This window comes from Reinekea sp. G2M2-21, assembly GCF_015687175.1.
Lineage (GTDB): Bacteria > Pseudomonadota > Gammaproteobacteria > Pseudomonadales > Natronospirillaceae > Reinekea.
In genome coordinates this window covers 96,519-121,178 of sequence record NZ_JADPQG010000004.1, presented here as the reverse complement: position 1 = coordinate 121,178, position 24,660 = coordinate 96,519, and the positions used below count along the sequence as shown (strand labels likewise).

Below are 24,660 nucleotides of genomic sequence, written 5' to 3'. Positions count from 1 at the left end.
TTTTTTTCGGTTAAAAGTACTTCGGGTTAATCTCACTTAGGCGATCGGTCAAACTTCATTTATTAAAAAGTAAGCTCGCCAGACCCGGTATGAGCAGCCTTATACTGCCCACACCGGCTTTCCAATTACACCAAGCTGGAGACCAGATCGTCGTAGACGCTGGCGTCCATGAAATTACCAATACTCACGTGATGCGCGTGGGGCAGTTTTGCTTTTGCCCGATCCGACAACTCACGTTGTGTAATCACGATATCGGCGTCGTCTAAATCGTTGATCGCCGCATTCGTCACATGAATGTCCAGACCCGCATCTTTAATTTTGCCACGTAATACCGTTGCACCCATTGCTGATGAACCCATACCCGCATCGCACGCCACAACGATTTTACGAACATTGCGAGCAGAGAAAGCCACTTGACCTTTCGCTTGCGCTTTGTTGGCTTGAACGGCCGCTTGCGCAGCTTCCAGATCGTCAGAAGATGCCGCGTCGTTACGGATTAAAATAGAAGCCACCAAGAATGACGTTGTTGCAGCGACTATGATCGACGCCATCGTCAGCAACAAACCGACGCCTTTAGTCGACATCAATGCCAGAGCGAAAACTGAACCCGGAGATGGTGGACCTACCAACGCATTGCCTGTCATCATATTGAACGCAACGCCAGCCATACCACCGGCAATCACAGCCAGAATCAGCTTTGGCTTCATTAAGATATAAGGGAAGTAGATTTCGTGGATACCGCCCAAAAAGTGAATAATACTGGCACCGTAGGCTGACTTCTGTGCCATGCCTTTACCCACGAACATGTACGCCAACAGGATACCCAAACCTGGACCCGGGTTGGTTTCAATCAGGAAGAAGATAGACTTGCCTGCTTCTTCAACCTGTTGCGCACCGAGCGGTGTAAACACACCATGGTTAATGGCGTTATTTAAGAACAAAATTTTTGCCGGTTCCACAATGATAGAAACCAGGGGCAGTAATGAACGGTCTACCACCCAACCCACGGCGTTGCCCAATGCATTGGTAATCACTTCCACGACAGGACCAATCACCACGTAGGCCAACAGAGCGGTCAGCATGGATAAAATGCCCAACGAGAAGTTGTTCACCAGCATTTCAAACCCAGGCTTAACTTTACCGTGCACCTGCTCATCAAACTTCTTGATGACCAAGCCACCTAACGGACCGGCGACCATGGCGCCAAGGAACATAGGAATGCTGGTACCGACAATAACACCCATCGTCGTCACTGCACCGGCAACCGCACCACGTTCACCACCGACGATTTTACCGCCGGTATAACCGATCAACAGCGGCAGCAAATTCAGAATCATCGGACCGACCAACGTCGACAGATTCTCGTTTGGCCACCAACCGGTAGGAATGAACAGTGCAGTGAGCAAACCCCAGGCAATAAATGCACCGATGTTCGGCATCACCATGCCACTGAGGAAACGTCCGAACGACTGAACGCCGACTTTCATATTGTTAACTGACATAATTATGCCCCCAAATTATATTGTTTTTGTATTGAGATTCGATTCAAAAGCTTGTTGCAGACTATCGAGTATTGCTTGCTCGTCTTGGGTTGTTAACCAGAGATCGACAATCTCGGTGCGACCCATCAACTGTGCAACGGATGAGAAAACATACGACTGGGATTCCCGCAGTTTCTGCAAATCATCCTGGGCTGGGGCAGATAATAGAAAAATGATGCGCACATCTTCGTCTTTTCCATTCCAGGTAAAGTCCTCGTTTGCCAACCGGACAAAACATAAAACGGGTTCATTAATGTGCTGACTAATCGTATGAGGAATTGCAGTGTGTTGACCGGCAAAGGTACTCACCACATCCTCTCGCTTAATAATGTCATTATAAAGCGCCGAAGGATTCTGCGTTTTCTTGAGCATAAACAGATGCGCACAAATTTTATGCAGAGCATCCGCTTTAGTGTCTGCTTTCAGATCGAGCAAGATCGTTTCATGTGTGATTAGACTGTTATTCATTTTTTTACCTCTCACAACCTGAGTGTGAGTATACGAAGCAATCATTTTACGTCAAAAACACTGATTAGAATTGACGTCAAATAGAGAAAATGCACCAAAAACAAAGAAAAATCGCGATTAAAACGTCAAAAATCGTCAAATAAAATCAAAATTGGTGCATCTTTTTGTTTCACCTGAGCAAACAATCAACTAAAATCATTTGCAATCACTTCTAATCATAGGTTTTCAGTGTGACTGCAAAAGCCCGGCATAACAAAATCCTAGACTACTTACAGGAACATTCCCTGGTTACCATCGCGGAATTGGTGGAGCTGCTGGACGCATCACCGGCCACGGTTCGCCGGGACATTACGGATCTCGACGCTGAGGGCAAATTAAAAAAAATCCGTAACGGGGCCGAAAAAATCCTCTCGCCTACCGCCACGGCTTCGCCCGGCATGGTGGGTTTCTACCCGAATATTTCAGACTACAGCAACTATGATGAGTCAGACCGCATTGCCCGTAAGGCGGTGGAAATCTGCCAGGAAAAAGACAACATTTTTATTGGGGAAGGCCGAACGACCTTTTTAATGGGCAAATACCTGCTCGATACTAGCATTCACGTCTATTCCAATTACTTACCACTGTTGATTTACCTGATCTCTCAGGATTTCCCGCACCTGGTCGTGTTAGGCGGGCAATATATTAAAAGCCAGAGCCTACTGGTGTCGCCCGATACCAACGTGTCGTATCAGGGCCGCTATATGATCGTCAGCGGTGATGGCTTGACCGAGGCAGGCCTGACTAAGTCTGCCCTATTGGCATTCATGGAAGAAAAGAAAATGTTGCAATACGCCGACAAGGTCATTGCCTTGGTGGATGCGGATAAAGTCGGTGTGTTTGGCGGTATATCCATGTTTACCCTGGCCGAACTGGACATTGTGATCACAGGTAAGAGTGCCGACCCGGCCATGGTTGAGACACTGTTGAAAAACAATGTTCAGGTGTTCCTGGTCTGACACTAATACACCTGAGTAGGCTCAAAAGGGCTGCGTACTTAACAGGTAAATATCTTCACCTTCCCAATCAATAACCCGTTGATGGTGCAGCCCCAATTTGCGCAATAATCGGATGGATCGCTCATTGTCCAGACTGGTAATGGCCAGAATCGGGCTAAGCTGCAATTCGTTTTTGGCATACGCCATAACCCGCTGCGCGGATTCATAAGCATACCCCTGCCCCATGAAGCCCGGCAGAAAACCAAAGCCGATATCGGCCGATGGCAGATTTTCCCGCCGAACCAGACCCGACATGCCAATAACTTCCTGCGTTTCGCGTAACACAACCGCATACAAACCATAGCCATTTACGGTGTAACTACGGATGAGTTTGTCTGTTAAAAACGCCTCGGCGGCACCAAGCGAATGAATGTTGCGATCGCCAATATTCTTGATATACAAGGGTGAATTCATCAGCTCATGTATAAACCCTGCGTCATCAATGGTGAACTCCCGCAAAAGTAAACGTTCGGTTTGCATCATGTTTATTCGATCTCCAGGTTTCACGTCGAGTTTTATCCAGGACGGTGTATTTTTATCAAAGGGATCGTTGGCCCCGAAATGAGTGTGCTCTGACGCGTTGAGTCTATCCTACCCTTCAGCGTTTATGTCACCGAACTTCGTTACGTTTTCAATCGCTATCGATACGATTTGATCCGTCTCTCGAGAGAGATAATCCAATACACGACACAGGGTTTCTGCCTGAGTTACTGTAAGCCAATTAAAGCAGTACGCAGACTTGGGCTCTTCAAACTCAGGATGTTCAAAATAGAAAACAAATGCATCTAGTGTCCTGAGTCGGAAGTTCGTATAGTTTCAGAGCGAATGGGAAGCGCTAGTACAAGGCGCTCTTCGTAGAGAATATCGAGATCTTTTCAAGAAGAGCAACGCTGTAATAGTGTTTCCCATTCGCTCCCTTCGGGCGCGACATTCAAGCTCTCTAGCGTCGTTCTGTCTCTTGCCAATGGAATAACCATTGACTGCGAGACACGTCTAGCTTTAGAACTTGAATGGCACGCTGAATTCATGCGAACTTCTGACTCAGGACACTAGCAACGGGTCAAACGAACTCGGTTCATGAACAATAAGTCTGATAAATGAGGGAAAGATCCACTGCACTGCAGTGCTCGATATCGTTCCAAATTCGTTGTAGAAGCAATAAAGTTCCTCGCTGCTGAGCTGATCACCTCTGATAGCAGAAAATTCCTTTGACAGAATACGTCTCATCAGATCATTTGAGTCAACGGCAAATAATTCATCGTCGGCTGGTCTTGCGATAAATGGAAAGTCTCGTTCAATGAGCGCAACAATCTGTTCTTTCGAAAAATACTCATTGAAATCCATACGACTCACTCAACGCTATCTGCTTCATCATAGGAAGACGGTTATTAACACCTACCCTGACATTGTATGTGCTGGATGGTAAGAGCATTTTACTTGATACGCCTGTATTTTTCGCTATCCACCTGACCCGCATTGAAGTTAAATAGACCTGAACTGCCAGCATCATCCTCTTCATATTCGAAAAGAAAGTAAATGGTTGCGTACAAGCACCAAAACGAGCCCCAACATAAAAACGGAACACCCCAAGCGGGGTATTTGAAGTATTTTAAGAGCACCACACCGATGGCGGTTGCAATTATGCTGAGCACAATTTCGTATAGTTTTCTGACTTTGTAACGAGACATGATTCCCCCTTGCCTTCCTTTTAAAGTACAAATTTTGCATCATCACAATACAGAGTAGTGACTACTTGCGCCTGCAAGAAAAATATCCCTTTTCCGAACGCTCTGTAAAAAGCCAGCACCCAGCCATCATCAATACCCTATGAATCCCTTACTCGCATGGAAATAACACTTATACGAGTGGCGCCACTTTCAAGCCAAACGTGACATTTTGACGAATTCATAGTCACCGCCATTTGTAGCTTGCACAAATTTTTTTTCCTCGACAAAGCCACACCTTTTGTACACTTGAATTGCTCGGGCATTGAAAGTGGCGACACTCAGTTCATACCGCCTTGGTTGGAACTGCTCATCAGCAAAGGTAAGACCGGCCTGAACAAATGCAACTCCGAGCCCTTGTCCTGTTATATCAGGATGCAACCCTAACCCCAGGGTCACCACATCTGTCTCTTGACCAAATATAAAAAAACCAATTAATTCTCGATGTTCGTTCGCCACCGAAAAATATTGATTAGACCAGTTATCCGAATTCAAAAATTCAAGCCTATCCTCATCATCCTGGCTAAGATCGTAAAAACGATAGATTCCAGGGTAATGCCATTGATCAATAGACTGCGCAGCCGACCGTGTCATCGGAAAAAAAATAAACTCCATTTGCGACAGCCCTCCGAAGGTACCCATCAACGTTCAATGATTTATAACTGATATGCAAACAGCTTGCTATCAGAAAAAGTCATGCGTCCCGCAAGGTCAAAACTTCAGTTGCTCGCATATTTCATAGATTATTCGGCGCGATAGTCTACCCTGGCCAATGCCACGGCGGTTCATCTAGCATACCCTGCCCGTTAATCTGCGTACTACCCAGTTCTTTCTCCAGTTCGATGGAATGGCAGGCTTCGTCTTTGTTCAGTGCGGCGATAAGACGACTGGCGTGAGAGACGACCCAGACTTGCGTCTGCGCCGATACTTTTATTATCAAGCGCGCCAACGCCGGTAGCAAATCCGGGTGCAGGCTAGTTTCCGGTTCGTTAAGCACCATCAACGAGGGCGGTCTGGGTGTCAATAGCGCAGCAACCAACAACAGATAGCGCAGCGTACCATCGGACAGTTCGCTGGCATGCAGCGGTCGCAACAACCCTTCTTGTTGAAAGGCCAGTGAAAACCGACCGTCCTCATGATGATTAATCGTGACGCGCGCCCCCGGAAACGCATCTTCAATAGAGGCATGCAGTAAGTCGTGATCACCAATTTCAATGATGGTTTGTATTGCCGCCGCTAAGTCATGACCATCCTGGCTCAAGACCGGTGTGCGCGTTCCCAGTTGAGCCTGACGAGCGGGTGCGTCTTTGTCGGTACGGAAGTGATCGTAAAAACGCCACCGTCGAATATCATCGCGCAATTGCATGACTTCCGGTGCGAGTACTGGGTCTGCGACGCAATCAAACATACTGTCGAAACTGGCGACGTGTTCGTGTATCACTTTCCAACTGCGCCCTTCTCTTATCTTGATCACCGGACCGCGACGTTCTACCAATGTCGAGGCGGGCCGTGCGACGTCGCCAACCCAGATCGATTCTTGTTTAATTTCCGGATCCAAGGAAAACGCGGTACGCGAAGAAGGCGTAGGTAAGCCGAAGGTGACAGCATAACCAAATTCGTCACTGGCAAAACCCAATTGCAGTTTTACTGTATCTTGTCGGGGTCCGCCCTGAACCGGCACATCGCCCTGTCGCATGGCACGGCTTAACTTTTCCGGTCCAGCCCAAAAAGTCGAACTCAGCCCGCCTTCTTTGGCCAGCGATTGGACGACGCCGCCCTGTGCGGTTTCTGCCAACAACCTCAGCGCCTTATAGAAATTCGATTTGCCACTGCCATTCGGTCCGGTAATCACGGTCAGGTTCGACAAGGGTGCTTTTAAGTCGAGTATCGAGCGGTAATTTTTAATGGCAATCGCAGTCAGCAAAACCGGTTCTCCCTGTAAGTAAAAAATGTTTGTCGTTAAACCTTGGTCAGCAAAACAATAAAAAACGAAACCAGATAGCAGCAGAATATCAGCGTAAAGGCAGCGAGCATCCCATATTGTAGGGATGGGGCCATGCTGCCTTGCGGTGCCAAAACCTGCATCGCAACGCGACATAACCAAAGCAGGCTGGTTAACGCTAACACCACCAGCACGGCAAAGCGATTCGCTCGACCACTGACAACGATAAGAAGATTTAACAATCCGAATAGCACCAAGGATAACGAAAAGAAAATATTAATGGCACGTACGGCAATAACCAGTTCCGTGGCTTGCTCATCAAAGTATTGATACCAGTGCCAGAGCGCAGGAACGAAAAAATGCCATACGCCAAACAAAATAGTACTGAGACTGCCGATACTCACCAGCCACTTAACCCACATCCTTACACTCCCTATGTGATGTAATTGTTTTCTAAGTTTGCTGATTCAGTTCTGAGCAAACCGTTCACGTGATCGCGCTTTAGACTTTTCCGCCTCTACCCCTCGGTTTTTGGCTGGCGCTTGCGTTTGCAAACTCGATAACAACAACGTTGCCGCTTGGGTCACCTGTTCTACAGCTAAAGCAAAGGCGGCTTCATTGGTCTGCGACGGCTTCTGAAAGCCACTCAGCTTACGAACAAACTGCAGTGCGGAAGCCTGAATTTCAGCTTCTGTTGCCGGCGGCTCGAAATTGAATAAGGTTTTGATATTGCGACACATACAATAGTCCTATCGTTCTTTTAACGCAGCCTGAAACAGCTTTTTAATAATCTCGATGTTGGCTACCCCGGCGAAATTGGGTCGAACAATAAACGCAATGCGCCGGTGCGGTCCGGGTTCATCCAGGTGCATGGCTTTTAATTCAGGGTTGCTGGCCAATACAGACTCCAACGCCATCTCGGGGATTAACGTGGTGCCCATTTTTCCGGCCACCATCTGAATAAGGGTAAATAAACTGGTACCCGCCAGTCCTTTGGAGCGTTGCGGTCGGGGCATTTGGCAAACGGACAACGCATGGTCGGTTAAGCAGTGGCCCTCCTTCAACAGCAGTAATGAGGTATCGACCAAATCACTGTTGTTGATGCTATTCAAACCAGCCACAGGCGTGTCCCGATGCGCAACGGCGTAAAAGTCTTCCTGCCAGAACTCAAAAGCCAGCAAACCGTCCAGGTCGTAGGGTAAAGCCAGTATGGCGGTGTCTAACTGCCCGCTTTTAACCTGCCGCACCAGTTCGGCACTCTGTTCTTCAATAATGCCCAGTTCAAAATTAGGATACTGCACACGCAAAGGCGGCAAGACCTTCGGCAACAGGTAAGGACCAATCGTCGGAATAACCCCCAGTGTCATCGGTTGAGATAAGGGCGTCAGGTGGCTTTTCGCCAGTTGTTCGATGTCACGTACCTGGGTCAGCACGTCCTGCGCTCGCGCCAATATCTGTTCACCAAAGGCGGTAACCAGTACTTTTTTGTTATCCCGTTCGAACAGCTGAACCCCCAATTGAGTTTCCAGCTCGGAAATAGCGGAACTGAGCGTCGATTGTGAAACAAAGCACCGTTCAGCGGCGTTTTTAAAGTGCAGAGTTTCCTGAACGGCCAGAGCATAAGTGAGCTGTTTTAGTGAAATCATTCGCATATCAACCTAGTGCCATTACCCCTAAAGCCTAGCGCATTGATTCGCTAATATCGATCACAAAATTCGATTTATTCAAATTTTCAGAACTACAACACCTCGTTACTCTACACCCATCGCTGAACAACACAGCATTCTTAACAAAGACAACGAGGAAATATCCATGAGTATGATCAACAAAGAAATCCCAGAATTCTCCGTACAAGCGTTCCATAAAGGTGAGTTCAAAACCATCACCAATGAAGACGTCAAGGGTAAATGGTCCATATTTCTGTTCTACCCGGCTGACTTCACCTTTGTCTGTCCAACCGAATTGGAAGATATGGCAAAAATTCACTCGGAACTGCAAGCGCTGGATGTTGAAGTGTATTCCGTATCAACAGACACCCATTTTTCACACGCGGCTTGGCACGCCAGCAGTGACGCGATCGGCAAAATCAACTACCCAATGTTGGGTGACCCAACAGGTAAGCTGACCCGTGCCTTTGACGTGATGATTGAAGAAGACGGCATGGCCGAGCGCGGTACCTTCCTGGCAAACCCAGAGGGCATCATCAAAGTGGCTGAAATTCACGACGGTGGCATCGGCCGTTCCGCGAAAGACATGCTGCGTAAAGTAAAAGCTGCCCAATACGTTGCTCAACACGACGGTGAAGTGTGCCCAGCGGCTTGGGAAGAAGGCGAAGCGACTTTAACACCAAGCCTTGACCTGGTCGGCAAAATCTAACTCTCAACACCCGGCGCCATCCCAGGATGGCGCTCGCAAAAAAACAAATTCTTAAAAAAGGCTAACACCCATGTTAACGAGCGATTTAAAAAACGCATTGAAAGGCTACACGGCAACCATGACTCGTTCCGTTAGCCTGATTTTAAACACTGGCGAACACCCGAAACGAAATGAGCTGAAAAACTTCCTCTCGGACTTCGCCTCAGTATCGGAACATCTGAATTTCGAGGAACGCGATCTCAGCACGCAGGTCCGCAGCCCGATCAGCTTTATTGTTGAAGTCGATGGTCAACCGACCGGTATTGTTTTTTCCGGTATTCCTGGTGGGCACGAATTTAACTCTTTGGTATTGGCGGTGTTGCATGCCGACAGTGAACCGCAAAAACTGGATGCACAAATCAAACAGTTAGTTCGTTCTGTTGCAACGCCGTTGAATTTTGAAGTGTTCGTCAGCCTGTCGTGTCACAACTGTCCAGACGTGGTGCAAACACTCAATCAGTTTGCCGTGCTTAATCCGCGCATTACCTCTGAAATGATCGACGGCGGACTGTTTAAAGACGACATTGAAGCCCGCAACATTCAGGGCGTACCCTCTGTGTATTTGAATGGTGAACCCTTTGCCAACGGTAAAATCACCACTGCACAGATCATCGAAAAATTATTAGCCAAACACCCTGAATTAGCGCAGGGATCGAAACCGGCTGAAAAACTACCGGTGCAAGACGCCACCGTGATTGGCGGTGGACCTGCGGGCATTTCGGCGGCGATCTACCTGGCCCGCAAAGGCCTTGCGGTGACCATTGTTGCGGATCGCTTTGGTGGCCAGGTTGAAGACACCATGGGCATTGAAAACCTGATCGGCACGGCAAAGACCACAGGTCCAAAACTGTCGAGCGATATGCAACAGCATTTGGCGGATTACCCAGTGACCAAGCGCGAATCATTCCGGGTTGAGCGCATTGAACCGGGCACCGTAAAAAAAGTGGTATTGTCATCCGGTGAAGAGATCGACACCAAGACCATTATTATCGCCACGGGCGCAAAATGGCGTGAGCTGGGTATTCCCGGTGAAAAAGAAAACATTGGTCAGGGCGTGGCGTACTGTCCGCACTGTGATGGTCCGTTTTTTAAAGGTAAAGACATCGCAGTCGTAGGCGGCGGGAACTCTGGTATTGAAGCGGCGTTGGATCTTGCGGGCATCGTTAAATCTGTCACAGTTTTCGAATTCATGCCGACGTTAAAAGCAGACCAAGTGTTGATAGACCAGGCGCTGAAACGTGACAACATTAAAATTCTGAAAAACGTCGCGACCAAAGAGGTGATCGCCGACAACGGCAAAGTGGTTGGGTTGGAGTATCAGGATCGGGACACCGAACAAATGCATCGCGCAGAACTTAATGGTGTTTTTGTGCAGATCGGCCTGGTTCCCAACAGCGGTTTTCTGAATGGGTTGCTGGAAACCACTCGCTTCGGTGAAGTGGTGATCAACGAGCGGTGCGAAACCTCCGAGCCGGGTATTTTTGCGGCCGGTGATGTCACTACCGTACCCTACAAGCAAATTGTTATCTCCATGGGAGAAGGAGCCAAAGCGGCTTTGAGCGCCTACGATTATCTGTTACGGGGTTAACCTAACGCCTTACGTTCGATGATCCAGGCATTCACCGATCCGTCCATTAACTCAACACAACGGGTTTGACATCCAGGTACCGCCAACTCACGGGCCTGGACAGCCCTGCACCCATGCACCCATGCACCCATGCACCCATGCACCCATGCACCCAACCTGATAACAGCGCCAGTCGCCGCCACAAACGCTTTTTCATTCTCGTCAATTTCGTCTTCGACAGGTCGTTCCCAACGGTCACCGAAACGTCGGACCTCCATTTCCGGCTCACTTGTTCAAGCATCCCTGCTTGATCAACCTGCGAGATGTAAATTACCTCGCGTGGTCGTTTAAAAAGCGAGAAAACAGCAAGCGCAACCGTCTTGATAATGATTACGAAACCGCTAATTCTATTTAGCCTGATCAGGTGTAAATAACCCAACCGTCGCACCAGCTTTGGCTGACTTAATTGACACGTCGCAGCGGTTTCAATGGCGTGGATGCCCTTGCAAGCGCCACGCGTGCAGGGAGGCACGCTCAAACGATCGTTTGGTTAAGCACCGAACTATTATCATCGAACTGGATTGGATCTTTGCAACGGAGAGCACACAATTAATTCAAGTCGCAAGAGCTTCGGTAACCTATTCCTTAGATGCCAATCTGCTCAAAACTTCCCGGTGGACCAGTGAGGCGAGTACGGTCAATTTCCTGTGTCACAGATGACACGGTGCACTCATAATAGTATTCCATTCGCTCCTGACCTTTGATAATGACATTGAGAATCACCAGGTATTGCTGGCGGTCAGCGATGTAGCGAGTCGATAACCGGTCCATATCCATCTGCAGCAATGCTGGACCAATTTGAAGCTTGGCGGCTCGTTTACAGGTATCCACAGCCGGTTGCAAACTGCCTTCGGCGCTGCCGTCATTACCACGCCCACTGGAAGAAAAGGTTCCGAACAAACTAAAGTCCAGACCTTTTTCCATCACGTAACCCGCCATGACCATCACGATAAAGGTGACCGATAAAATCACAAACCATGATGCTTTTTGGGGAGATTCCGGTTCTGCCATGCTTATTCCTCTTTCACAGCTCGCCACCTTTGTCGCGGACCCTATGCCGACTCGGGCCTTTTCGGGTCTATTCGGGCTTGTTAACACTGTAGTCCGTTTCTGCGTAGGTTGCGCGTTTAGCGAGGCCCGATGTTTGCTTCCTCAAAGACGCGGATGATAGGCCCGAACACGGGAGACGTGTCGAGATTTTTAGCGAACGCAACGTAAACATCCTGCCACGCAGAGTCGGCATTGCTCACTTCGTAGAGCAAGCCACGATCAATATGTGCGGCTACCATGGCTCTTGGCAAAAAGGCAGCCCCGCCGTGCATTAAAATGAATTCCAGCGCGATACTGCTCTGGCTGGTATTCAGGACAGGCGCAACCGGCTGGGAAAACAAGCGCGCCTGTTGTAGGTTGAACGCAGTCCCCCAATCCACAAACACGTAACCGGCTTCGGGAACATCGGTGATGTCCAGCTCTGGCTTATTCGCTACCATGACTAGTTCGATTTGACCAATGTGTCGACTGTCGAATTCCAAATTCGTGGGGGGGTCCATAACCACGACGACATCGACGCGGCCACCTAGCAGCGCCCGGGTTAATTGCTGAGGGGTATTAATCTCGGTTCGCATGTACAGGTTCGGAAACTGACTCGCCAGCTTGGGTAAAAAAGCCAGGAGGAAGGTGTCCCACAAATTCGATGTGCCCCCTATCGTCAATTGTGAATTCTGTGAGCTGGGCACGCCAACATCCTGTAGCGCCAATTGCCACGCCGCCAAAACATTCTCTGCATGAGGCAGTAAACGCTCACCGGCGTGTGTTAATAAAATATTGTTGCGTTGACGGACAAACAACTCAACACCCACAATGGCTTCCAATTGTTTCACACGCGAACTGACGGCAGATTGCGTCAGGTAGAGATTCTCGGCGGCGTTTCCAAAATGCCGGGTCTTGGCAATTTCAATAAAGGTGCGTAACAGGTCAGTATTCATCGGTATCTGCCGGGATATTCAATCAATTATTTCTATCGATACGAGAGAAATTCTTCATTTTACAGGCCTGCTACTGTAGCAGAGACTTCCGCTCGACCCCATACCCGACACCAAAGACATTAGATGACTATGGCAGAATATACTTCTTTTCAGTCAGATCGAGCGTTTTTTGCACGCGAACAATTTCCTTATGGCTTAGATCGCAGCGGTGAATTTACCCGTGACCAGGTTCAGCTGATAAAGGCACATGGATACGCTTACCGCGCATTGGACCGTGGTGAGCGGCAACCCGAGAACAAAGAAGAACGTGAGTTCGTCGCATTCTGTCATGGCCAGAAAACCGCAGAATCCAAACACGAACGAGTCTGGAACCGGTTCCGTGCAGCGACTTCCAAACCTATTATCAATGTTTCAATGGACGGTGCCCGCAACAAGCCGCAGGTTGATATGGCTGGTGAAACGGTCGATTCAGATTTTTAATCAAGCCTCCGCAAACGCACGTTTAATGACAACCCAGTCAACAACCAATAGCGATCTCATGGCAAGTAAGTGATCGCTCACTTTCGACCGATACCGCAATTTTAAGCCCGGACAACCATGAATAGTACCCTGCTCCCTGACACATACGCCCCCGAAGACCTTTGCTTTGCAACAATCGCCGCTTCGCTCACTGAAAAGGGCTACTGCATTTTACCAGACGCATTACCCTCGCAACTGGCCTTTGAACTGGCCGCGCATGCGCAAAACCTCAGCGATGAACAGTACTTCAATGCCGGTATTGGAAGGGCAAACCAGCACATGACAAACCGCTTTGTGCGCGGAGACGAAGTGTGCTGGATCGAAGGGCAGTCTGAGATTGGTCGGCAATGGCTGGAATGGACCGAAAGGTTACGCGTGTATCTGAACCGACACCTATTTCTTGGGTTGTTTTCCTTCGAAAGCCACTTTGCGCATTACCCACCGGGCACGTTTTATAAAACGCATCTGGATGCGTTTAAAGGGCAATCTAACCGAATACTGTCGGTCGTCACTTATCTGAATCATCAATGGATGCCGGACGAGGGCGGTGAAATGGTCATCTATGTCGGAGATGACAACGTGAAGGTAACGCCCGCACTGGGTACTCTGGCTATTTTCCTTAGTGAAGAATTTCCGCATGAGGTTTTACCAACGCATCGGGATCGCTATTCCATTGCCGGTTGGTTCCGTTTGAACACGTCCATTGGTGATCAGATCGACCCACCTCAATAACCCCTAAAAATACCACGGCACCGGCGGATTCGTGCTACCCTTGCGCGCTCAGCACCAAGGTGCCCTCTCCATTTTTCGAGTTAAACTATGCAATTTACGGATTTACGCTTGTCACCGGCTATTTTAAAAGCGGTAACAGCGCAGGGGTATGACACACCAACCCCGATCCAACAACAGGCTATTCCAGCCGTGTTAGATCACCAAGATTTACTGGCCGCTGCCCAAACCGGCACCGGCAAAACCGCCGGATTCACCCTGCCCCTGTTGCAGAATCTGATTGATTCGAAGAACGTTGTTAAGTCCAACAATGTTCGCGCACTGGTTCTCACACCAACACGGGAGTTGGCAGCACAGGTCCAGGAAAGTGTGGAGACTTACGGGCAATTTCTCGATCTTCGTTCTGCGGTTGTGTTTGGCGGGGTAAAAATAAACCCGCAAATGCTGAAACTGCGCCGTGGCGTTGACATTTTGGTCGCTACGCCAGGTCGACTGTTGGATCTGTACAGCCAGAACGCGGTCACCTTCAGCCAGTTAGAAGTATTGGTTCTGGATGAAGCCGACCGTATGCTCGATATGGGCTTCATCCGCGATATTCAAAAAATCATCCGCTTACTGCCCAAACAACGCCAGAATCTGATGTTTTCGGCGACCTTTTCCGATGACATCCGCGAACTGGCGAAAACCATCGTGGTCAACCCGGTAGAGGTGTCCGTCACTCCGAAAAATGCAGCGGCGAAAAGTGTCACGCAATGGGTGATTCCGGTCGAAAAAAGCAAAAAACCCGCCTTATTGCCCAGTTTCATCAAGAGTCACCACTGGCGCCAGGTGCTGGTATTCTCCAAAACCAAGCATGGGGCCAATAGACTGGCGAAAAAGTTGGAATCTTCTGGTATTTTGGCGGCAGCGATACATGGCAACAAAAGCCAGGCGGCTCGCACCCGAGCACTGGCCGATTTTAAAAGCGGCGACGTTCAGGTGTTAGTGGCAACCGATATCGCTGCCCGCGGTCTGGATATTTCCGAATTACCACACGTCATTAATTATGACCTGCCCAATGTCGCGGCAGACTACGTGCACCGCATTGGCCGGACAGGCCGAGCAGGAGCCACTGGCGAAGCGGTATCCTTTGTCTGCGACGAAGACGCTGAACTGTTGCGTGACGTACAAAACCTGATTGGCGAGATACTAGAACGCCGACCCGTTGCCGGTTTTGAGCCTGACAAGCCGTTGCCGGAATTTGCGTTGAACACCAAGCCAAAGAAAATTAAAAAACCGAAAAAGCCTAAAGGCGATTCGGCCAGCGCTGACCCAGGTCAAAAACCACGCCGCGCTCGCAACCCCAATGCCTCGGCATCGGGTGACCGCAGCAAACCACCGAGTCGTCGCCGCACCCCAAACAAATCAGCCTGACCCAACCAGCCTGGCCGCACTCGTGGCTGGGCTATTTGCCATCTTCAGGGATGATTGCTACATTCGTTTTAACACACCGCAATGTTGTATCGCCCGTGTCTCATATCGATCGTAAAGCCATTAAAGAGGGCTTTTTTCAAACCATGGCCAAAGAGGCCGAAGCCAAGGGTCTCATCACGCTAACCAGCGCTGAAGACCGCGAACGCAGTTGGCGGCAAATCCTTGAATCCAATCCTAATCCGGATGGTCGCGTCTGGATATTTGCCTATGGCTCACTACTGTGGAACCCGGCATTTCATCTGGTCGACCAGAGCGATGCCTTTCTGGACGGGTATCACCGTGATTTTTGCCTGCGAACCTACATTGGCCGGGGGGATGAGCATCAACCAGGGTTGGTGTTGGGGCTGGAACCCGGTGGCTGCTGCCATGGCAAGGCGTTACAGGTGGACCCCTCGTGCATCGAGGAAGAACTGGATGTACTTTGGTCCCGAGAAATGCTGGCCAGTGCCTACCATCCCCGATGGTTACCGGTGGCTACCGGCAACCAGACAACCGTTCACGCAGTCGTGTTTTTGATGGACACAGACTATTGTCACTATGCCGGTCCGATGAGCTTTGAAGAACGCTGCCATGATCTCGCCCATGGTGTCGGTGCGTTAGGCGCAGCGGCGGATTACCTGTTCGACACGGTAAAAGCTCTGGAATCCATGAACATCTGTGATGCTCTGTTGGAGAAATACGTGGCGCAGGTTCGCGCTATTCAAACAGGCAACACACGCTAACACTCACCAACGCATAGACAGCACTTTGCGTTTACAACCAGCCACACAACGACCACAGAGAATGCAATTGTCACTGTCAATCTGCCCTGTTTTGGCAATCAGGTTCACATCCAGACTCATTGGACAGTTGGACGTGCATTGTTTGCAATCGACGCAACGGTCCGGTTGCGCATAAATATGCAGATTGGGGATATGCAAGGCGCGCCCCAATCGTCGACCCAGCACCATAAAGGGCGCAATCCAGCACAATGTATGACAAGCCGCGCGGCGACCAACCAGCAGCGGCACCGCCATAAACACACTGACAACGCAGCCATAGGCGACCAATGCCTCAAAAGACGCAGCAGACAAGCCGTGCTCGGTAGCAAACGTAACGTCAATCGTTGTCACCCCACCGGCGCTATAGAACAGAGACAGCAAAACGGTCAGCCAAACCACCCAAACCACATACTTCACCCAACTAAGTCGGGCGACATTCACAGCACGTGTTCGGCTGAGGGCGACCTGGTCCTGTAAACCTCCGGCTGGACACAGCCACGAACAAAAACTGCGCCCCAACACCATGGCCGCTACCGTGAGCAACGCGAACATCACCAGCGAACCAGTGACCACGCCGTTCAAGCTACCCTGCAATGGGATCACCGGAGACAGATAATAAAAACTCAAGGGAAACAACGCGGTTGATACGGTGAGCACCGCGATGCGAACTTTCTGGAAGCGATTGGTGCGTTTCATGACATTGGACCTGTTTTGAGAAGTTGGCTTCAGCATGCGGCAAACGAACACCTCAAACTATCCGGTAAACCCCTCAAAATAGCGGTCAGGGGGTTTCCCCTAGTGTCCTGAGTTAGAAGTTCGTATGAATTCAGCGTGCCATTCAAGCTCTATGGCTAGGCGTGTCTCGCAGTCAATGGTTATTCCATTGGCAAGAGACAGAACGACGCTAGAGAGCTTGAATGTCGCGCCTGAAGGGAGCGATCTAGTACCTTATTTTGCGTATAGGCCGCAATAGCCGTTCTCAACTGCGATTCCAGTTCAACAACACCTGGGTCAGTTGGGTCCGGTTGCGGACATTGGTTTTCTGATAGATGGCCGTTAAATGATTCTCGACGGTTTTCGGCGCAATATGCAACGCATCGGCGATTTGCTTATTGGCTTGCCCCTGCACCAGACATTCGACAATCTGCACTTCCCGATCCGTTAGCTGAAAGCGCGATTTACCGTGCTCGGTCAACCGGCCGGCAGACACGACCGCTTGCTGCATCAAGTAATGCGACGCGAAGAAAAACAAACCCAAGGCTAGGGCGACCAGGTACAACGCCAAGCTGAGATCATCAACCACCGCCAGCATGGGAATCGGCACGGTTGTGATCAGAATGTCCAACATCAACAACAATAAAAACAGGACACTCATACCGAAAAAGCTAAGCAATGCCGAAAACCACCATAACGTACGGCGTTTACGCATTAGCAGCCCCATAACCGTGAGAGCGACGGCAATGGTCGCCACCTGCATGACCGTCAGTACCCAGGGAATCCAGCCCAACAGTGGGCGCAAAAAATACACCACCGCTAAACCAACAAAAGCCCCATTCCAGAGCAGCATCAGCCTCTTTTGCCAGACATGCAAGGGGATTTCCAACAGAGCGGACACCAAAAGCGGGGTCACAATGACATTAATAGCGCTGCCCACAAAAAAGCTCAGCCACAGGGCAAAATCGATGACGGGTAAGTCCACTCTTGCCGCCAATTGATTCCAGGCGTTGCACCAGAACCCTGCAGAAATGAACAACAGAGACAACAGAAACAGGGTAATCCGCAACAGCAACAGTGTTCGGTATTTCATGTACAGCATGACCAAGCCACCCAGCGAAAACACGCTAATCAGCAGAACAAAACTGTACACGGTTAAAGAAATCATCGGCGCTCCATGGCAGCGTTGTTAGCCACAGTGTAGTCAGCTTGCCAATTTGTTTATTGATCTGAAGCGTCAGTCGGCTTTTTGCGCCTGCTGTACAGAGGCGTAAAAGCCAATAACCAACAGCACACCGCCAAGAATCAACTGTAAGGTTTTTCCGTCAAGCGCTAACAGGATTTTGCCGAAACACACGTCAATCAGCACGCTGACCAGCAACTGACCGGCAATGACCAACAGGGTAGACAAGGTTACCCCCAAACGAGGTACCACGAAGCTGTTCAGACCGACATAAAGCGCCCCGATCGCACCGCCTAAAAAAGCGTACCAGGGAATATCGGTAAAGGGTGCTTGCAGCCCTTGGGCAAACAGCACCATCAGAGTCAAAAACAGAAAACCGCCCAAATGATTTACCCAACTGGAGAAGAAGGCGCCGCGCGACATCGACAATCGTCCATTCAGATTTCTGGCCAGAGCAATTAACACCCCATTCAACAACGCCAACAGGATATACATCATGCTAAATGCCCTTTCGCTTCAATGATCAACAAACTGCCCAGAACAATGGGCACCAGTGTCAGAAGCCTTTGCAGCGTCATTTGTCGCTTCAACAGCCCAAACCACCCCCATTGATCGCTCATTAAACTGAACAGAACCTGCCCAGTGATGGTTAATACCAGCGTACCGGTCAAACCCAATGGACCATTGACGGTTATCGACGCCAATACCACCACGAACGCCCCCGGCAGACCACCGAGATAGGACCAGGTAGGCGTCGTTGGCACAACGGAACCGGAGACTGATTGAGCGGGCTTGGGGATAAACTGAATAATCAACAACGCCGTAAACGCGCCAATGCCATGGGCAACCCACGACGTGACCAACGGTGACACAAAGGTTGCCATATGACTGTTTAAGCCAATCATGACCGCTAATGCCGCACCACCAAACACCGCGCACGCGGCGACCCAGAACCGATTCACCTACACCTTCCCCAAAGTCTCTTGATATCAAGAGAAATAATGCATGGCATTCTTCTTGATATCAAGATAAATTATTTCACTCACGGAACAGGAATTGTCACGATGGTTGAACAGCAGGATCCGGTCGATAAAATCAAACAGCAATGGCAGCAAGAGTGCCCGGACTTACGACTCGATGCGATGGAAATACTGGGTCGGCTGAAGCGCTGTTCGGTGTTGTACCAGCCATTTCTGGACGTTAAGTTCGAACAATTCGGGCTGACGTCGTGGGAGTTTGATGTGCTGGCCACGTTGCGGCGCTCGGGCGACCCCTTCACCCTCACCCCGACGGAACTCTTCTCAACGCTGATGGTGACGTCCGGAACTATGACTCATCGTCTGAAGTCCCTTGAAAACAAACAGCTGATTCAGCGCGCGCCTAACCCAACGGACGCCAGGCACAAACTGGTACAGCTCACAGAAAAAGGGTTACAAACGGTGAATCGGGCGTTGGTGGCACATGTCGACAACATGGAAGCCATTTTGGAACCCCTGAATGAACAACAAAAAGCACAGCTAAACCAGTCACTGACGCAATTACTACAGGTGTTTGAGACATTACATAAAGATCAAAAACTGGCAAAAGAGATGTTGAATGCCCGGATGCACGGGTTATAAGCAGAGTCAGCTCGGGTTTGCAGGGCGGCACCGGCAACACATGCCGCCTCTCGCCTCAGGAAGCCTTATAGAATAATTCAGTAGCGTGGGAATTCTGAGCCAGTGCCTGATTGACGATATCCCGGGTTGTCATGCCACATTTACCGCACTGCGATGCTGTTCCCAGGCGCATATTGACTTCACGCAGAGACGTCGCCCCTTCACTAACCGCTTGGCGAATTTGGCTATCAGTGACCCCTTGGCATAAACAGACGTACATAAACCACCCCGTGAAAACAATGGCATCGATCTTAATCTAAATGATACTTATTCTCAAACAAGAATATTATCATTTAACAATTATTCACATTTGCGATGTATTGTTATCAAATCCAGAGGGGCAATCTTAGATCTGGATCAAGCAACCGGTATTAAACGATGTCTAACAAAGTTCTAAAACAGCGTTTGCGTGCGAAAAGCCGCCATCATCATTCTTTAGCGTCAATGGCGGCACATGGAAGTTACATCTGGGATTGAATGTAATTTGGCAAACCGATTTTCTGAATGAGACCGAGTTGCTTTTCCAACCACCAGGCGTGATCGACCTCAGTATCGTCGAGCAGTTTCTCCAGGATTTCACGGCTATGGTAATCCTGCTCCTGCTCACAAACGGCGATAGCCGCCACCAGCGCTTTTTGCACGTCGTACTCAACTTGCAGGTCGTTCTCCAGCATCTGTGGCACATCTTTGCCAATGCGCAACGGAATCCGGGTGGTCATGTCCGGAGTACCTTCCAGAAACAACATCCGCTCGATCAGTGCTTTGGCGTGACCTTTCTCATCCTCGAATTCATGGGCGATACGTTCGTGAAGTTTGCTGATCCCCCAATCGGCGTACATTTCGCTGTGTATAAAATATTGATCCATGGCGGTGAGCTCCAACGCCAGTAATCCGTTTAACGCGTCGATGACTTTTTGATTACCCTGCATATTCGTTACCTCCTGTTCAGTCTGCGTGGATCTGCGACTGCAAATAGTTTTCTATGCCCGAATGCTGAATCAGATACTGTTGCGATTCGATCCAATCAATATGGCTTTCCTCCGCTTCCAGAATGTCTTCCAATAAGTCGCGTGATACGTAATCGCCCGCTTTTTCGCATTCAGCTATGGCGGCTTTCAGTTGCGCGACTTGAGCAAGTTCCATGGTCATGTCACAAGACAACATCTCTTCGGTATGTTCGCCGATCATCAGTTTACCCAGTGCCTGCAGGTTAGGCAGGCCTTCCAGAAACAGAATCCGTTCTATCAGTGCATCGGCCTGTTTCATATCCAGAATCGATTTTTTATACGCGCGCTTATCGAGCCCATCTAAACCCCAGTTTTTAAACATCCGAGCGTGCAGAAAATACTGATTGATGGAGGTCAGCTCCACTTGCAACATCGAATTCAATAATTTGATAACTTGAAGATCACCTTTCACCCTATACCCTCCCAACGTAAAGGCCGTTTGCAATATTTGGCCGTCTTTGTTTTTCATACTTGTCAACTATTGCCATGCCTTACACAACATGTCGACGTAAATCTAAAAAATGTAAGGCTTGCAGACTAAACCAGATAAGCAAGAGTTACCACCCATGTAACCATTAATCGTTCTGCGTCATTTCAACCTGCTGGTACAACCAGTCTTTCAGCTCAATGAACGGCAGCGGTTTGCTGAACAAATAGCCTTGTAAATAGTGGCAACCTAACTGTCGCAGTGCCTGCAATTGAGCATCGTTTTCAACTCCTTCGGCGACGACAGCCATATTGAGACTGTTTGCCATCATGATGGTCGCTTCAACCAGTTGTTGATCTTTACTATCAGTTGCCATATCCCGAACAAACTCTCGATCTATCTTCAAACTATTGAAAGGATAATTGCGCACGTAACTGAGTGAAGAATAACCGGTACCGAAATCATCCATGGCGATCAGCACACCAAGTTCAGTTAGCTCATTCAGTACCCGTGCGGACTGCTGTTCATGACTGAGCAATACACCTTCGGTAATTTCAAAGATCAAATCCGTCACCGCCAACTCTTGTTGCTGCAAAACCGCTTTTATTTGCTCCAACAATGAAATGTCTCGGACTTGCCTTGGCGACAAATTGATGGACATGGTCAACCTTGCGTCAAAGGCAGCTTTCAGTTGGCGCAGGTCTCGGCAACTCTGCTGCAATACAAATTTGCCCAGATGCAGAATGAAACCATTTTGTTCCGCAATGGGTATGAATTCGTCAGGCGACACTAAACCCAATTTTGAGCTATGCCAGCGCAATAGAGCTTCAAAGCCTTTCGGTTGTTGGGTCTCAGATTCAATGATCGGTTGGTACACCAATGAAAACTCGCCGTTATCCAGAGCCGTGAACAGATGATTTTCAATCGCTACTTTTTTCTGTTGGTAAACATTCATTTGATGATTAAAAAACGCCAACTCATTACCGCCCTTTTTCTTGGCGTGGTACATGGCGGTATCTGCTTTCTCCAGTAATTTTTGACTGTCATCACTGTCGTTGGGAAAAATAGCGATACCCAGGCTGGTTGTCATCATCAGCGACTGCCCTTCCAGTTCAAAGCTGTCCTGCATCTGCGCTAACAGATTCTGCGCAATTTGTTGGATTTGCTCAACCGAGTTCACTTGTCCAGTAACAATGACAAATTCATCGCCACCTAACCGACCAATAACATCTGACCGACGCATACACTGGCGCAGTCGATCGGCCACTGCCAATAACAGCAGATCGCCGACGCGATGACCGAGCGTGTCGTTTACTTTCTTGAAATCATCAAGATCCAGAAAAAACACCGCGAGTAAGCACTGGTTGCGTTGCGACACAGAAACCATCTGTTGCATCTGAGTTAAAATCGCATTCCGATTTGGCAAATCGGTGAGAGAATCATGCAATGCACGATGCTCAAGCAATCGGGTTCTGTCCTGCACCTGACGATTCAACTGAAAATTCCAATACAAGACAATCAACACTACAAGCAAAGCGCCGCCACCGGCGGTGACGAACCAAATAAATGGCAAACCCTTGTTGACCGACACATGGATCCAGCGACTGAAAATATCGGCTCGTTCCTGAGCGCTGATGCTGTCGAGTCCTTTATCGAGAATATCAACCAGAATCGGCCAATCGGAACGAACCCCCATGGCCAGCTCATAGCGGTATTTCACTTCGCCGGAAAAAATGAGGTTGCTCAAACTGTGTTCGCGTATTTGATAGCTGGTAGTAGCAATGTTACCCACATATGCAAAACTCTTACCCTTGGCGACTGCGTTAAGCGCAGCCGCGGTGGTTGGGTATTCGTCAATGATAATGTCAGGGTTCTCGGAACCGATTATATCTACCAGAGCATAGCCCTTTTCCAGAGCCACCTGCTTACCTTTTAAACCATCTAAACCGGCGATATAAGAAACATTATTACGCGTAACGATAACCGCCGTGTTCGTTACATAGGGTTTAGTAAAACGGGCAAACTCAAGGCGATCTGGCGTTGCCATCGCCAAAGACAACACATCCAACTCTCGACTTCGTACCTTATCGACAATCTCACTCCAGGGAGCAATAGGTGACACCTGAAATTCCACACCCAGTTTCTCTCCGAGTATCGACATATAGTCAGCGGCGATCCCTTGATAATGACCGTCTTTATCAAAGTATTCATAAGGCGGCCAGTCAGCGTCCGACGCTAAACGGATAACCGGATGCTCATGCAACCAAGCTTGTTCTTCACCAGACAACTCGACCTTGAATTCCGTCTTCCCTGTGCCGATATCACCCACCCAATAACGTTGAATCCCGCTGGCCTCTGCCGGTGTGATGTCTTCCAGAGCCCGGTTGAGAATCTCCGATAGAATCGTCCAATCCTTGCGCACCCCCAGCGTTAATATCGAGCCACTTTTTTTAACCCGCCCTTGGATTTTAAGCCCACTCATCAACTCACTGTTAATGATGTGCAACGCTACCGCTCTGTTGCCGACGTAAGCATCCGCATCGCCGACAATCACCGCGCCAATCGCCTGGGACGTATTGGGATATTCTCGAATGCTGACTTCCGGAAAGTTGGTTTGGAAGTACAAAACATTACCGAAACCCTGCTCCAGCGCGACCGTTTTGCCCTGTAGATCTTCTTCACTTGCCACCGGCGCGGCGGTGTCCTGAGTAATAATGACGTGCGGAATTTCCAGGTAAGGAATTGTGAAATTAAAATCGTTTTGCCGTTCTGGTTTGGGGGTGATATCCATCAGAACATCCAAATCGCGATCGGCGACTTGCTGGTAGATTTCCGACCATTCCCCGTTACGCAACCGTAAGCGCCCACCTAGGCGCTTGTTGAGCGCGGCAATATAGTCTGCACCGATGCCATCCGGCTGCCTCTTACTGTTTTCAAAATTAATCGGTGGCCAGTCACTCATGGCCGCGACGTAGATTTGCGGATGTTCGTTAAGCCATTGCTGCTGTACGGCGGGTAATGTCTCTATGAAAAGGTCAGACTGCGACTGATCGCTGGGATGCGCTGCATAGGTCACTCTAAGGCATAGACCAAGCAATACCAAAATAAGAGATTTTCCCCAACCCGCACACCAGTCTCCCATTTTCAGATGCTCCAGCCAGTGATCTAAACCTTCACCGGAGTGTAGCAGCATTACATCGCCTTTTTGGGAATCTAAAGTGATTTCCGTCAAGGATGGGCGTCTTCGCCATGTATCAAGCGCATCCGTTACAAGCCCGTACCGCGAACGCAGTGATGAACGGCAGCCTTTGCCGATGTTTTACTGAATTTCCGGCATTCCCGCAAAAAACGGTTTTACGGATTGCCAACACTAATGATAATGATTATCATTTAGAAAAAAGGAGGCGCGACATGTTGACGTTTTTAACACCAAAAGACTTGGCCAGTATC

28 protein-coding genes are annotated in these 24,660 nt (G+C 49.2%); 8 read left to right on the top strand and 20 right to left on the bottom strand.

The genetic code is table 11. The annotated features are described in order from the left end of the window. Positions 1-125: 125 nt before the first annotated feature. Positions 126-1,502 carry a PTS mannitol transporter subunit IICB gene (locus IYN85_RS15720; protein WP_196159874.1) on the bottom strand — a complete coding sequence of 459 codons (1,377 nt, stop codon included), beginning with the start codon at positions 1,500-1,502 and terminating at the stop codon, positions 126-128. Between the two features lie 15 nt (positions 1,503-1,517). Beyond that, the gene (locus IYN85_RS15715; RefSeq protein WP_196159873.1) at positions 1,518-2,009 is read right to left on the bottom strand and encodes a PTS sugar transporter subunit IIA; all 492 of its coding nucleotides are present in this window, start codon (positions 2,007-2,009) and stop codon (positions 1,518-1,520) included. A 230-nt stretch (positions 2,010-2,239) separates the two neighbouring features. Here IYN85_RS15715 and ulaR point away from each other — a divergent pair, with 230 nt between their 5' ends. Continuing rightward, on the top strand, positions 2,240-3,007 hold the full coding sequence (gene ulaR / locus IYN85_RS15710; RefSeq protein WP_196159872.1) for an HTH-type transcriptional regulator UlaR: 768 nt from the start codon (positions 2,240-2,242) through the stop codon (positions 3,005-3,007). 21 nt (positions 3,008-3,028) lie between these two features. Here the strand turns inward: ulaR and IYN85_RS15705 are convergent, their stop codons facing one another. The 7 genes from IYN85_RS15705 to IYN85_RS15675 form a co-directional block, all read right to left on the bottom strand. Continuing rightward, on the bottom strand, positions 3,029-3,529 hold the full coding sequence (locus IYN85_RS15705; protein WP_196159871.1) for a GNAT family N-acetyltransferase: 501 nt from the start codon (positions 3,527-3,529) through the stop codon (positions 3,029-3,031). Positions 3,530-4,479: 950 nt separating this feature from the next. Continuing rightward, entirely contained in the window at positions 4,480-4,734 is a 255-nt protein-coding gene (locus IYN85_RS15700) for a hypothetical protein (RefSeq protein ID WP_196159870.1), read from the bottom strand. Positions 4,735-4,923: 189 nt separating this feature from the next. After that, positions 4,924-5,412 (bottom strand): GNAT family N-acetyltransferase, encoded by a 489-nt coding sequence (locus IYN85_RS15695; protein ID WP_196159869.1) that lies wholly within the window; start codon positions 5,410-5,412, stop codon positions 4,924-4,926. A 118-nt stretch (positions 5,413-5,530) separates the two neighbouring features. Continuing rightward, positions 5,531-6,694: an AAA family ATPase gene (locus tag IYN85_RS15690; protein WP_196159868.1), complete on the bottom strand. Its 1,164-nt coding sequence runs from the start codon at positions 6,692-6,694 to the stop codon at positions 5,531-5,533. A 35-nt stretch (positions 6,695-6,729) separates the two neighbouring features. Then, the gene (locus IYN85_RS15685; RefSeq protein ID WP_196159867.1) at positions 6,730-7,134 is read right to left on the bottom strand and encodes a hypothetical protein; all 405 of its coding nucleotides are present in this window, start codon (positions 7,132-7,134) and stop codon (positions 6,730-6,732) included. 45 nt (positions 7,135-7,179) lie between these two features. Further along, positions 7,180-7,452, bottom strand: coding sequence for a DUF2277 domain-containing protein (locus IYN85_RS15680; RefSeq protein WP_196159866.1), 273 nt, complete (start codon positions 7,450-7,452; stop codon positions 7,180-7,182). Between the two features lie 9 nt (positions 7,453-7,461). After that, on the bottom strand, positions 7,462-8,358 hold the full coding sequence (locus IYN85_RS15675) for a hydrogen peroxide-inducible genes activator (protein WP_196159865.1): 897 nt from the start codon (positions 8,356-8,358) through the stop codon (positions 7,462-7,464). 166 nt (positions 8,359-8,524) lie between these two features. Here IYN85_RS15675 and ahpC point away from each other — a divergent pair, with 166 nt between their 5' ends. Together ahpC and ahpF are read left to right on the top strand one after the other, a co-directional pair. Then, positions 8,525-9,088, top strand: coding sequence for an alkyl hydroperoxide reductase subunit C (gene ahpC, locus IYN85_RS15670; protein ID WP_196159864.1), 564 nt, complete (start codon positions 8,525-8,527; stop codon positions 9,086-9,088). A 70-nt stretch (positions 9,089-9,158) separates the two neighbouring features. Further along, positions 9,159-10,715: an alkyl hydroperoxide reductase subunit F gene (ahpF, locus tag IYN85_RS15665; RefSeq protein ID WP_196159863.1), complete on the top strand. Its 1,557-nt coding sequence runs from the start codon at positions 9,159-9,161 to the stop codon at positions 10,713-10,715. Here the strand turns inward: ahpF and IYN85_RS15660 are convergent. From IYN85_RS15660 to IYN85_RS15650, 3 genes are all read right to left on the bottom strand, one after another. Beyond that, positions 10,712-10,972, bottom strand: coding sequence for a hypothetical protein (locus tag IYN85_RS15660; protein ID WP_196159862.1), 261 nt, complete (start codon positions 10,970-10,972; stop codon positions 10,712-10,714). The genes ahpF and IYN85_RS15660 overlap by 4 nt on opposite strands. Before the next feature lie 367 nt (positions 10,973-11,339). Next, positions 11,340-11,765, bottom strand: coding sequence for a hypothetical protein (locus IYN85_RS15655; protein ID WP_196159861.1), 426 nt, complete (start codon positions 11,763-11,765; stop codon positions 11,340-11,342). Between the two features lie 116 nt (positions 11,766-11,881). Next, the gene (locus IYN85_RS15650) at positions 11,882-12,739 is read right to left on the bottom strand and encodes a LysR family transcriptional regulator (RefSeq protein WP_196159860.1); all 858 of its coding nucleotides are present in this window, start codon (positions 12,737-12,739) and stop codon (positions 11,882-11,884) included. Positions 12,740-12,862: 123 nt separating this feature from the next. Here IYN85_RS15650 and maoP point away from each other — a divergent pair, with 123 nt between their 5' ends. The 4 genes from maoP (at position 12,863) to IYN85_RS15630 (ending at position 16,182) form a co-directional block, all read left to right on the top strand. Next, complete coding sequence (gene maoP / locus IYN85_RS15645; protein ID WP_196159859.1) at positions 12,863-13,219, top strand: DUF413 domain-containing protein; 357 nt, start codon at positions 12,863-12,865, stop codon at positions 13,217-13,219. A 117-nt stretch (positions 13,220-13,336) separates the two neighbouring features. After that, positions 13,337-13,990 carry a 2OG-Fe(II) oxygenase gene (locus tag IYN85_RS15640; RefSeq protein ID WP_196159858.1) on the top strand — a complete coding sequence of 218 codons (654 nt, stop codon included), beginning with the start codon at positions 13,337-13,339 and terminating at the stop codon, positions 13,988-13,990. 87 nt (positions 13,991-14,077) lie between these two features. Beyond that, the gene (locus IYN85_RS15635) at positions 14,078-15,400 is read left to right on the top strand and encodes a DEAD/DEAH box helicase (RefSeq protein WP_196159857.1); all 1,323 of its coding nucleotides are present in this window, start codon (positions 14,078-14,080) and stop codon (positions 15,398-15,400) included. Positions 15,401-15,495: 95 nt separating this feature from the next. Then, positions 15,496-16,182 carry a gamma-glutamylcyclotransferase gene (locus IYN85_RS15630; protein ID WP_196159856.1) on the top strand — a complete coding sequence of 229 codons (687 nt, stop codon included), beginning with the start codon at positions 15,496-15,498 and terminating at the stop codon, positions 16,180-16,182. Positions 16,183-16,185: 3 nt separating this feature from the next. Here IYN85_RS15630 and IYN85_RS15625 read toward each other — a convergent pair whose 3' ends face one another. The 4 genes from IYN85_RS15625 to IYN85_RS15610 form a co-directional block, all read right to left on the bottom strand. Beyond that, positions 16,186-16,917, bottom strand: coding sequence for a 4Fe-4S binding protein (locus IYN85_RS15625; protein ID WP_196159855.1), 732 nt, complete (start codon positions 16,915-16,917; stop codon positions 16,186-16,188). Between the two features lie 283 nt (positions 16,918-17,200). Further along, positions 17,201-18,103: a response regulator transcription factor gene (locus IYN85_RS15620; protein WP_196159854.1), complete on the bottom strand. Its 903-nt coding sequence runs from the start codon at positions 18,101-18,103 to the stop codon at positions 17,201-17,203. Between the two features lie 69 nt (positions 18,104-18,172). Continuing rightward, positions 18,173-18,616: a DMT family transporter gene (locus tag IYN85_RS15615; protein WP_196159853.1), complete on the bottom strand. Its 444-nt coding sequence runs from the start codon at positions 18,614-18,616 to the stop codon at positions 18,173-18,175. Further along, positions 18,613-19,080, bottom strand: a complete 468-nt coding sequence (locus IYN85_RS15610) for a DMT family transporter (RefSeq protein WP_370592216.1) — start codon at positions 19,078-19,080, stop codon at positions 18,613-18,615. The genes IYN85_RS15615 and IYN85_RS15610 overlap by 4 nt, the downstream gene beginning before the upstream one ends. 102 nt (positions 19,081-19,182) lie before the next feature. Between IYN85_RS15610 and IYN85_RS15605 the strand changes: the two genes are divergently transcribed. Continuing rightward, on the top strand, positions 19,183-19,737 hold the full coding sequence (locus tag IYN85_RS15605) for a MarR family winged helix-turn-helix transcriptional regulator (protein WP_196159852.1): 555 nt from the start codon (positions 19,183-19,185) through the stop codon (positions 19,735-19,737). 55 nt (positions 19,738-19,792) lie between these two features. On the opposite strand, the gene IYN85_RS15600 is transcribed toward IYN85_RS15605, so the two are convergent. From IYN85_RS15600 to IYN85_RS15585, 4 genes are all read right to left on the bottom strand, one after another. Next, a complete protein-coding gene (locus IYN85_RS15600; RefSeq protein WP_196159851.1) occupies positions 19,793-19,996 on the bottom strand; it encodes a bacterioferritin-associated ferredoxin in 204 nt (67 codons plus the stop codon). A 241-nt stretch (positions 19,997-20,237) separates the two neighbouring features. Then, positions 20,238-20,705 (bottom strand): bacterioferritin, encoded by a 468-nt coding sequence (bfr, locus tag IYN85_RS15595; protein ID WP_196159850.1) that lies wholly within the window; start codon positions 20,703-20,705, stop codon positions 20,238-20,240. 16 nt (positions 20,706-20,721) lie between these two features. Next, the gene (bfr, locus tag IYN85_RS15590) at positions 20,722-21,195 is read right to left on the bottom strand and encodes a bacterioferritin (protein ID WP_196160156.1); all 474 of its coding nucleotides are present in this window, start codon (positions 21,193-21,195) and stop codon (positions 20,722-20,724) included. 163 nt (positions 21,196-21,358) lie between these two features. Then, on the bottom strand, positions 21,359-24,403 hold the full coding sequence (locus IYN85_RS15585; protein ID WP_196159849.1) for a transporter substrate-binding domain-containing protein: 3,045 nt from the start codon (positions 24,401-24,403) through the stop codon (positions 21,359-21,361). Positions 24,404-24,660: the final 257 nt, after the last annotated feature.

Coding starts and splice junctions, on each gene's coding strand:
- IYN85_RS15715 (WP_196159873.1), bottom strand. CDS start 2,009: ATGAATAACAGTCTAATCACACATGAAACGATCTTGCTCGATCTGAAA.
- IYN85_RS15700 (WP_196159870.1), bottom strand. CDS start 4,734: ATGTCTCGTTACAAAGTCAGAAAACTATACGAAATTGTGCTCAGCATA.
- IYN85_RS15675 (WP_196159865.1), bottom strand. CDS start 8,358: ATGATTTCACTAAAACAGCTCACTTATGCTCTGGCCGTTCAGGAAACT.
- IYN85_RS15680 (WP_196159866.1), bottom strand. CDS start 7,452: ATGTGTCGCAATATCAAAACCTTATTCAATTTCGAGCCGCCGGCAACA.
- ahpF (WP_196159863.1), top strand. CDS start 9,159: ATGTTAACGAGCGATTTAAAAAACGCATTGAAAGGCTACACGGCAACC.
- IYN85_RS15650 (WP_196159860.1), bottom strand. CDS start 12,739: ATGAATACTGACCTGTTACGCACCTTTATTGAAATTGCCAAGACCCGG.
- IYN85_RS15640 (WP_196159858.1), top strand. CDS start 13,337: ATGAATAGTACCCTGCTCCCTGACACATACGCCCCCGAAGACCTTTGC.
- IYN85_RS15655 (WP_196159861.1), bottom strand. CDS start 11,765: ATGGCAGAACCGGAATCTCCCCAAAAAGCATCATGGTTTGTGATTTTA.
- IYN85_RS15585 (WP_196159849.1), bottom strand. CDS start 24,403: ATGCTGCTACACTCCGGTGAAGGTTTAGATCACTGGCTGGAGCATCTG.
- IYN85_RS15685 (WP_196159867.1), bottom strand. CDS start 7,134: ATGTGGGTTAAGTGGCTGGTGAGTATCGGCAGTCTCAGTACTATTTTG.
- IYN85_RS15620 (WP_196159854.1), bottom strand. CDS start 18,103: ATGATTTCTTTAACCGTGTACAGTTTTGTTCTGCTGATTAGCGTGTTT.
- IYN85_RS15695 (WP_196159869.1), bottom strand. CDS start 5,412: ATGGGTACCTTCGGAGGGCTGTCGCAAATGGAGTTTATTTTTTTTCCG.
- IYN85_RS15625 (WP_196159855.1), bottom strand. CDS start 16,917: ATGAAACGCACCAATCGCTTCCAGAAAGTTCGCATCGCGGTGCTCACC.
- maoP (WP_196159859.1), top strand. CDS start 12,863: ATGACTATGGCAGAATATACTTCTTTTCAGTCAGATCGAGCGTTTTTT.
- IYN85_RS15635 (WP_196159857.1), top strand. CDS start 14,078: ATGCAATTTACGGATTTACGCTTGTCACCGGCTATTTTAAAAGCGGTA.
- ahpC (WP_196159864.1), top strand. CDS start 8,525: ATGAGTATGATCAACAAAGAAATCCCAGAATTCTCCGTACAAGCGTTC.
- IYN85_RS15605 (WP_196159852.1), top strand. CDS start 19,183: ATGGTTGAACAGCAGGATCCGGTCGATAAAATCAAACAGCAATGGCAG.
- IYN85_RS15720 (WP_196159874.1), bottom strand. CDS start 1,502: ATGTCAGTTAACAATATGAAAGTCGGCGTTCAGTCGTTCGGACGTTTC.
- IYN85_RS15660 (WP_196159862.1), bottom strand. CDS start 10,972: ATGGAGGTCCGACGTTTCGGTGACCGTTGGGAACGACCTGTCGAAGAC.
- IYN85_RS15600 (WP_196159851.1), bottom strand. CDS start 19,996: ATGTACGTCTGTTTATGCCAAGGGGTCACTGATAGCCAAATTCGCCAA.
- IYN85_RS15615 (WP_196159853.1), bottom strand. CDS start 18,616: ATGATGTATATCCTGTTGGCGTTGTTGAATGGGGTGTTAATTGCTCTG.
- IYN85_RS15705 (WP_196159871.1), bottom strand. CDS start 3,529: ATGATGCAAACCGAACGTTTACTTTTGCGGGAGTTCACCATTGATGAC.
- bfr (WP_196159850.1), bottom strand. CDS start 20,705: ATGCAGGGTAATCAAAAAGTCATCGACGCGTTAAACGGATTACTGGCG.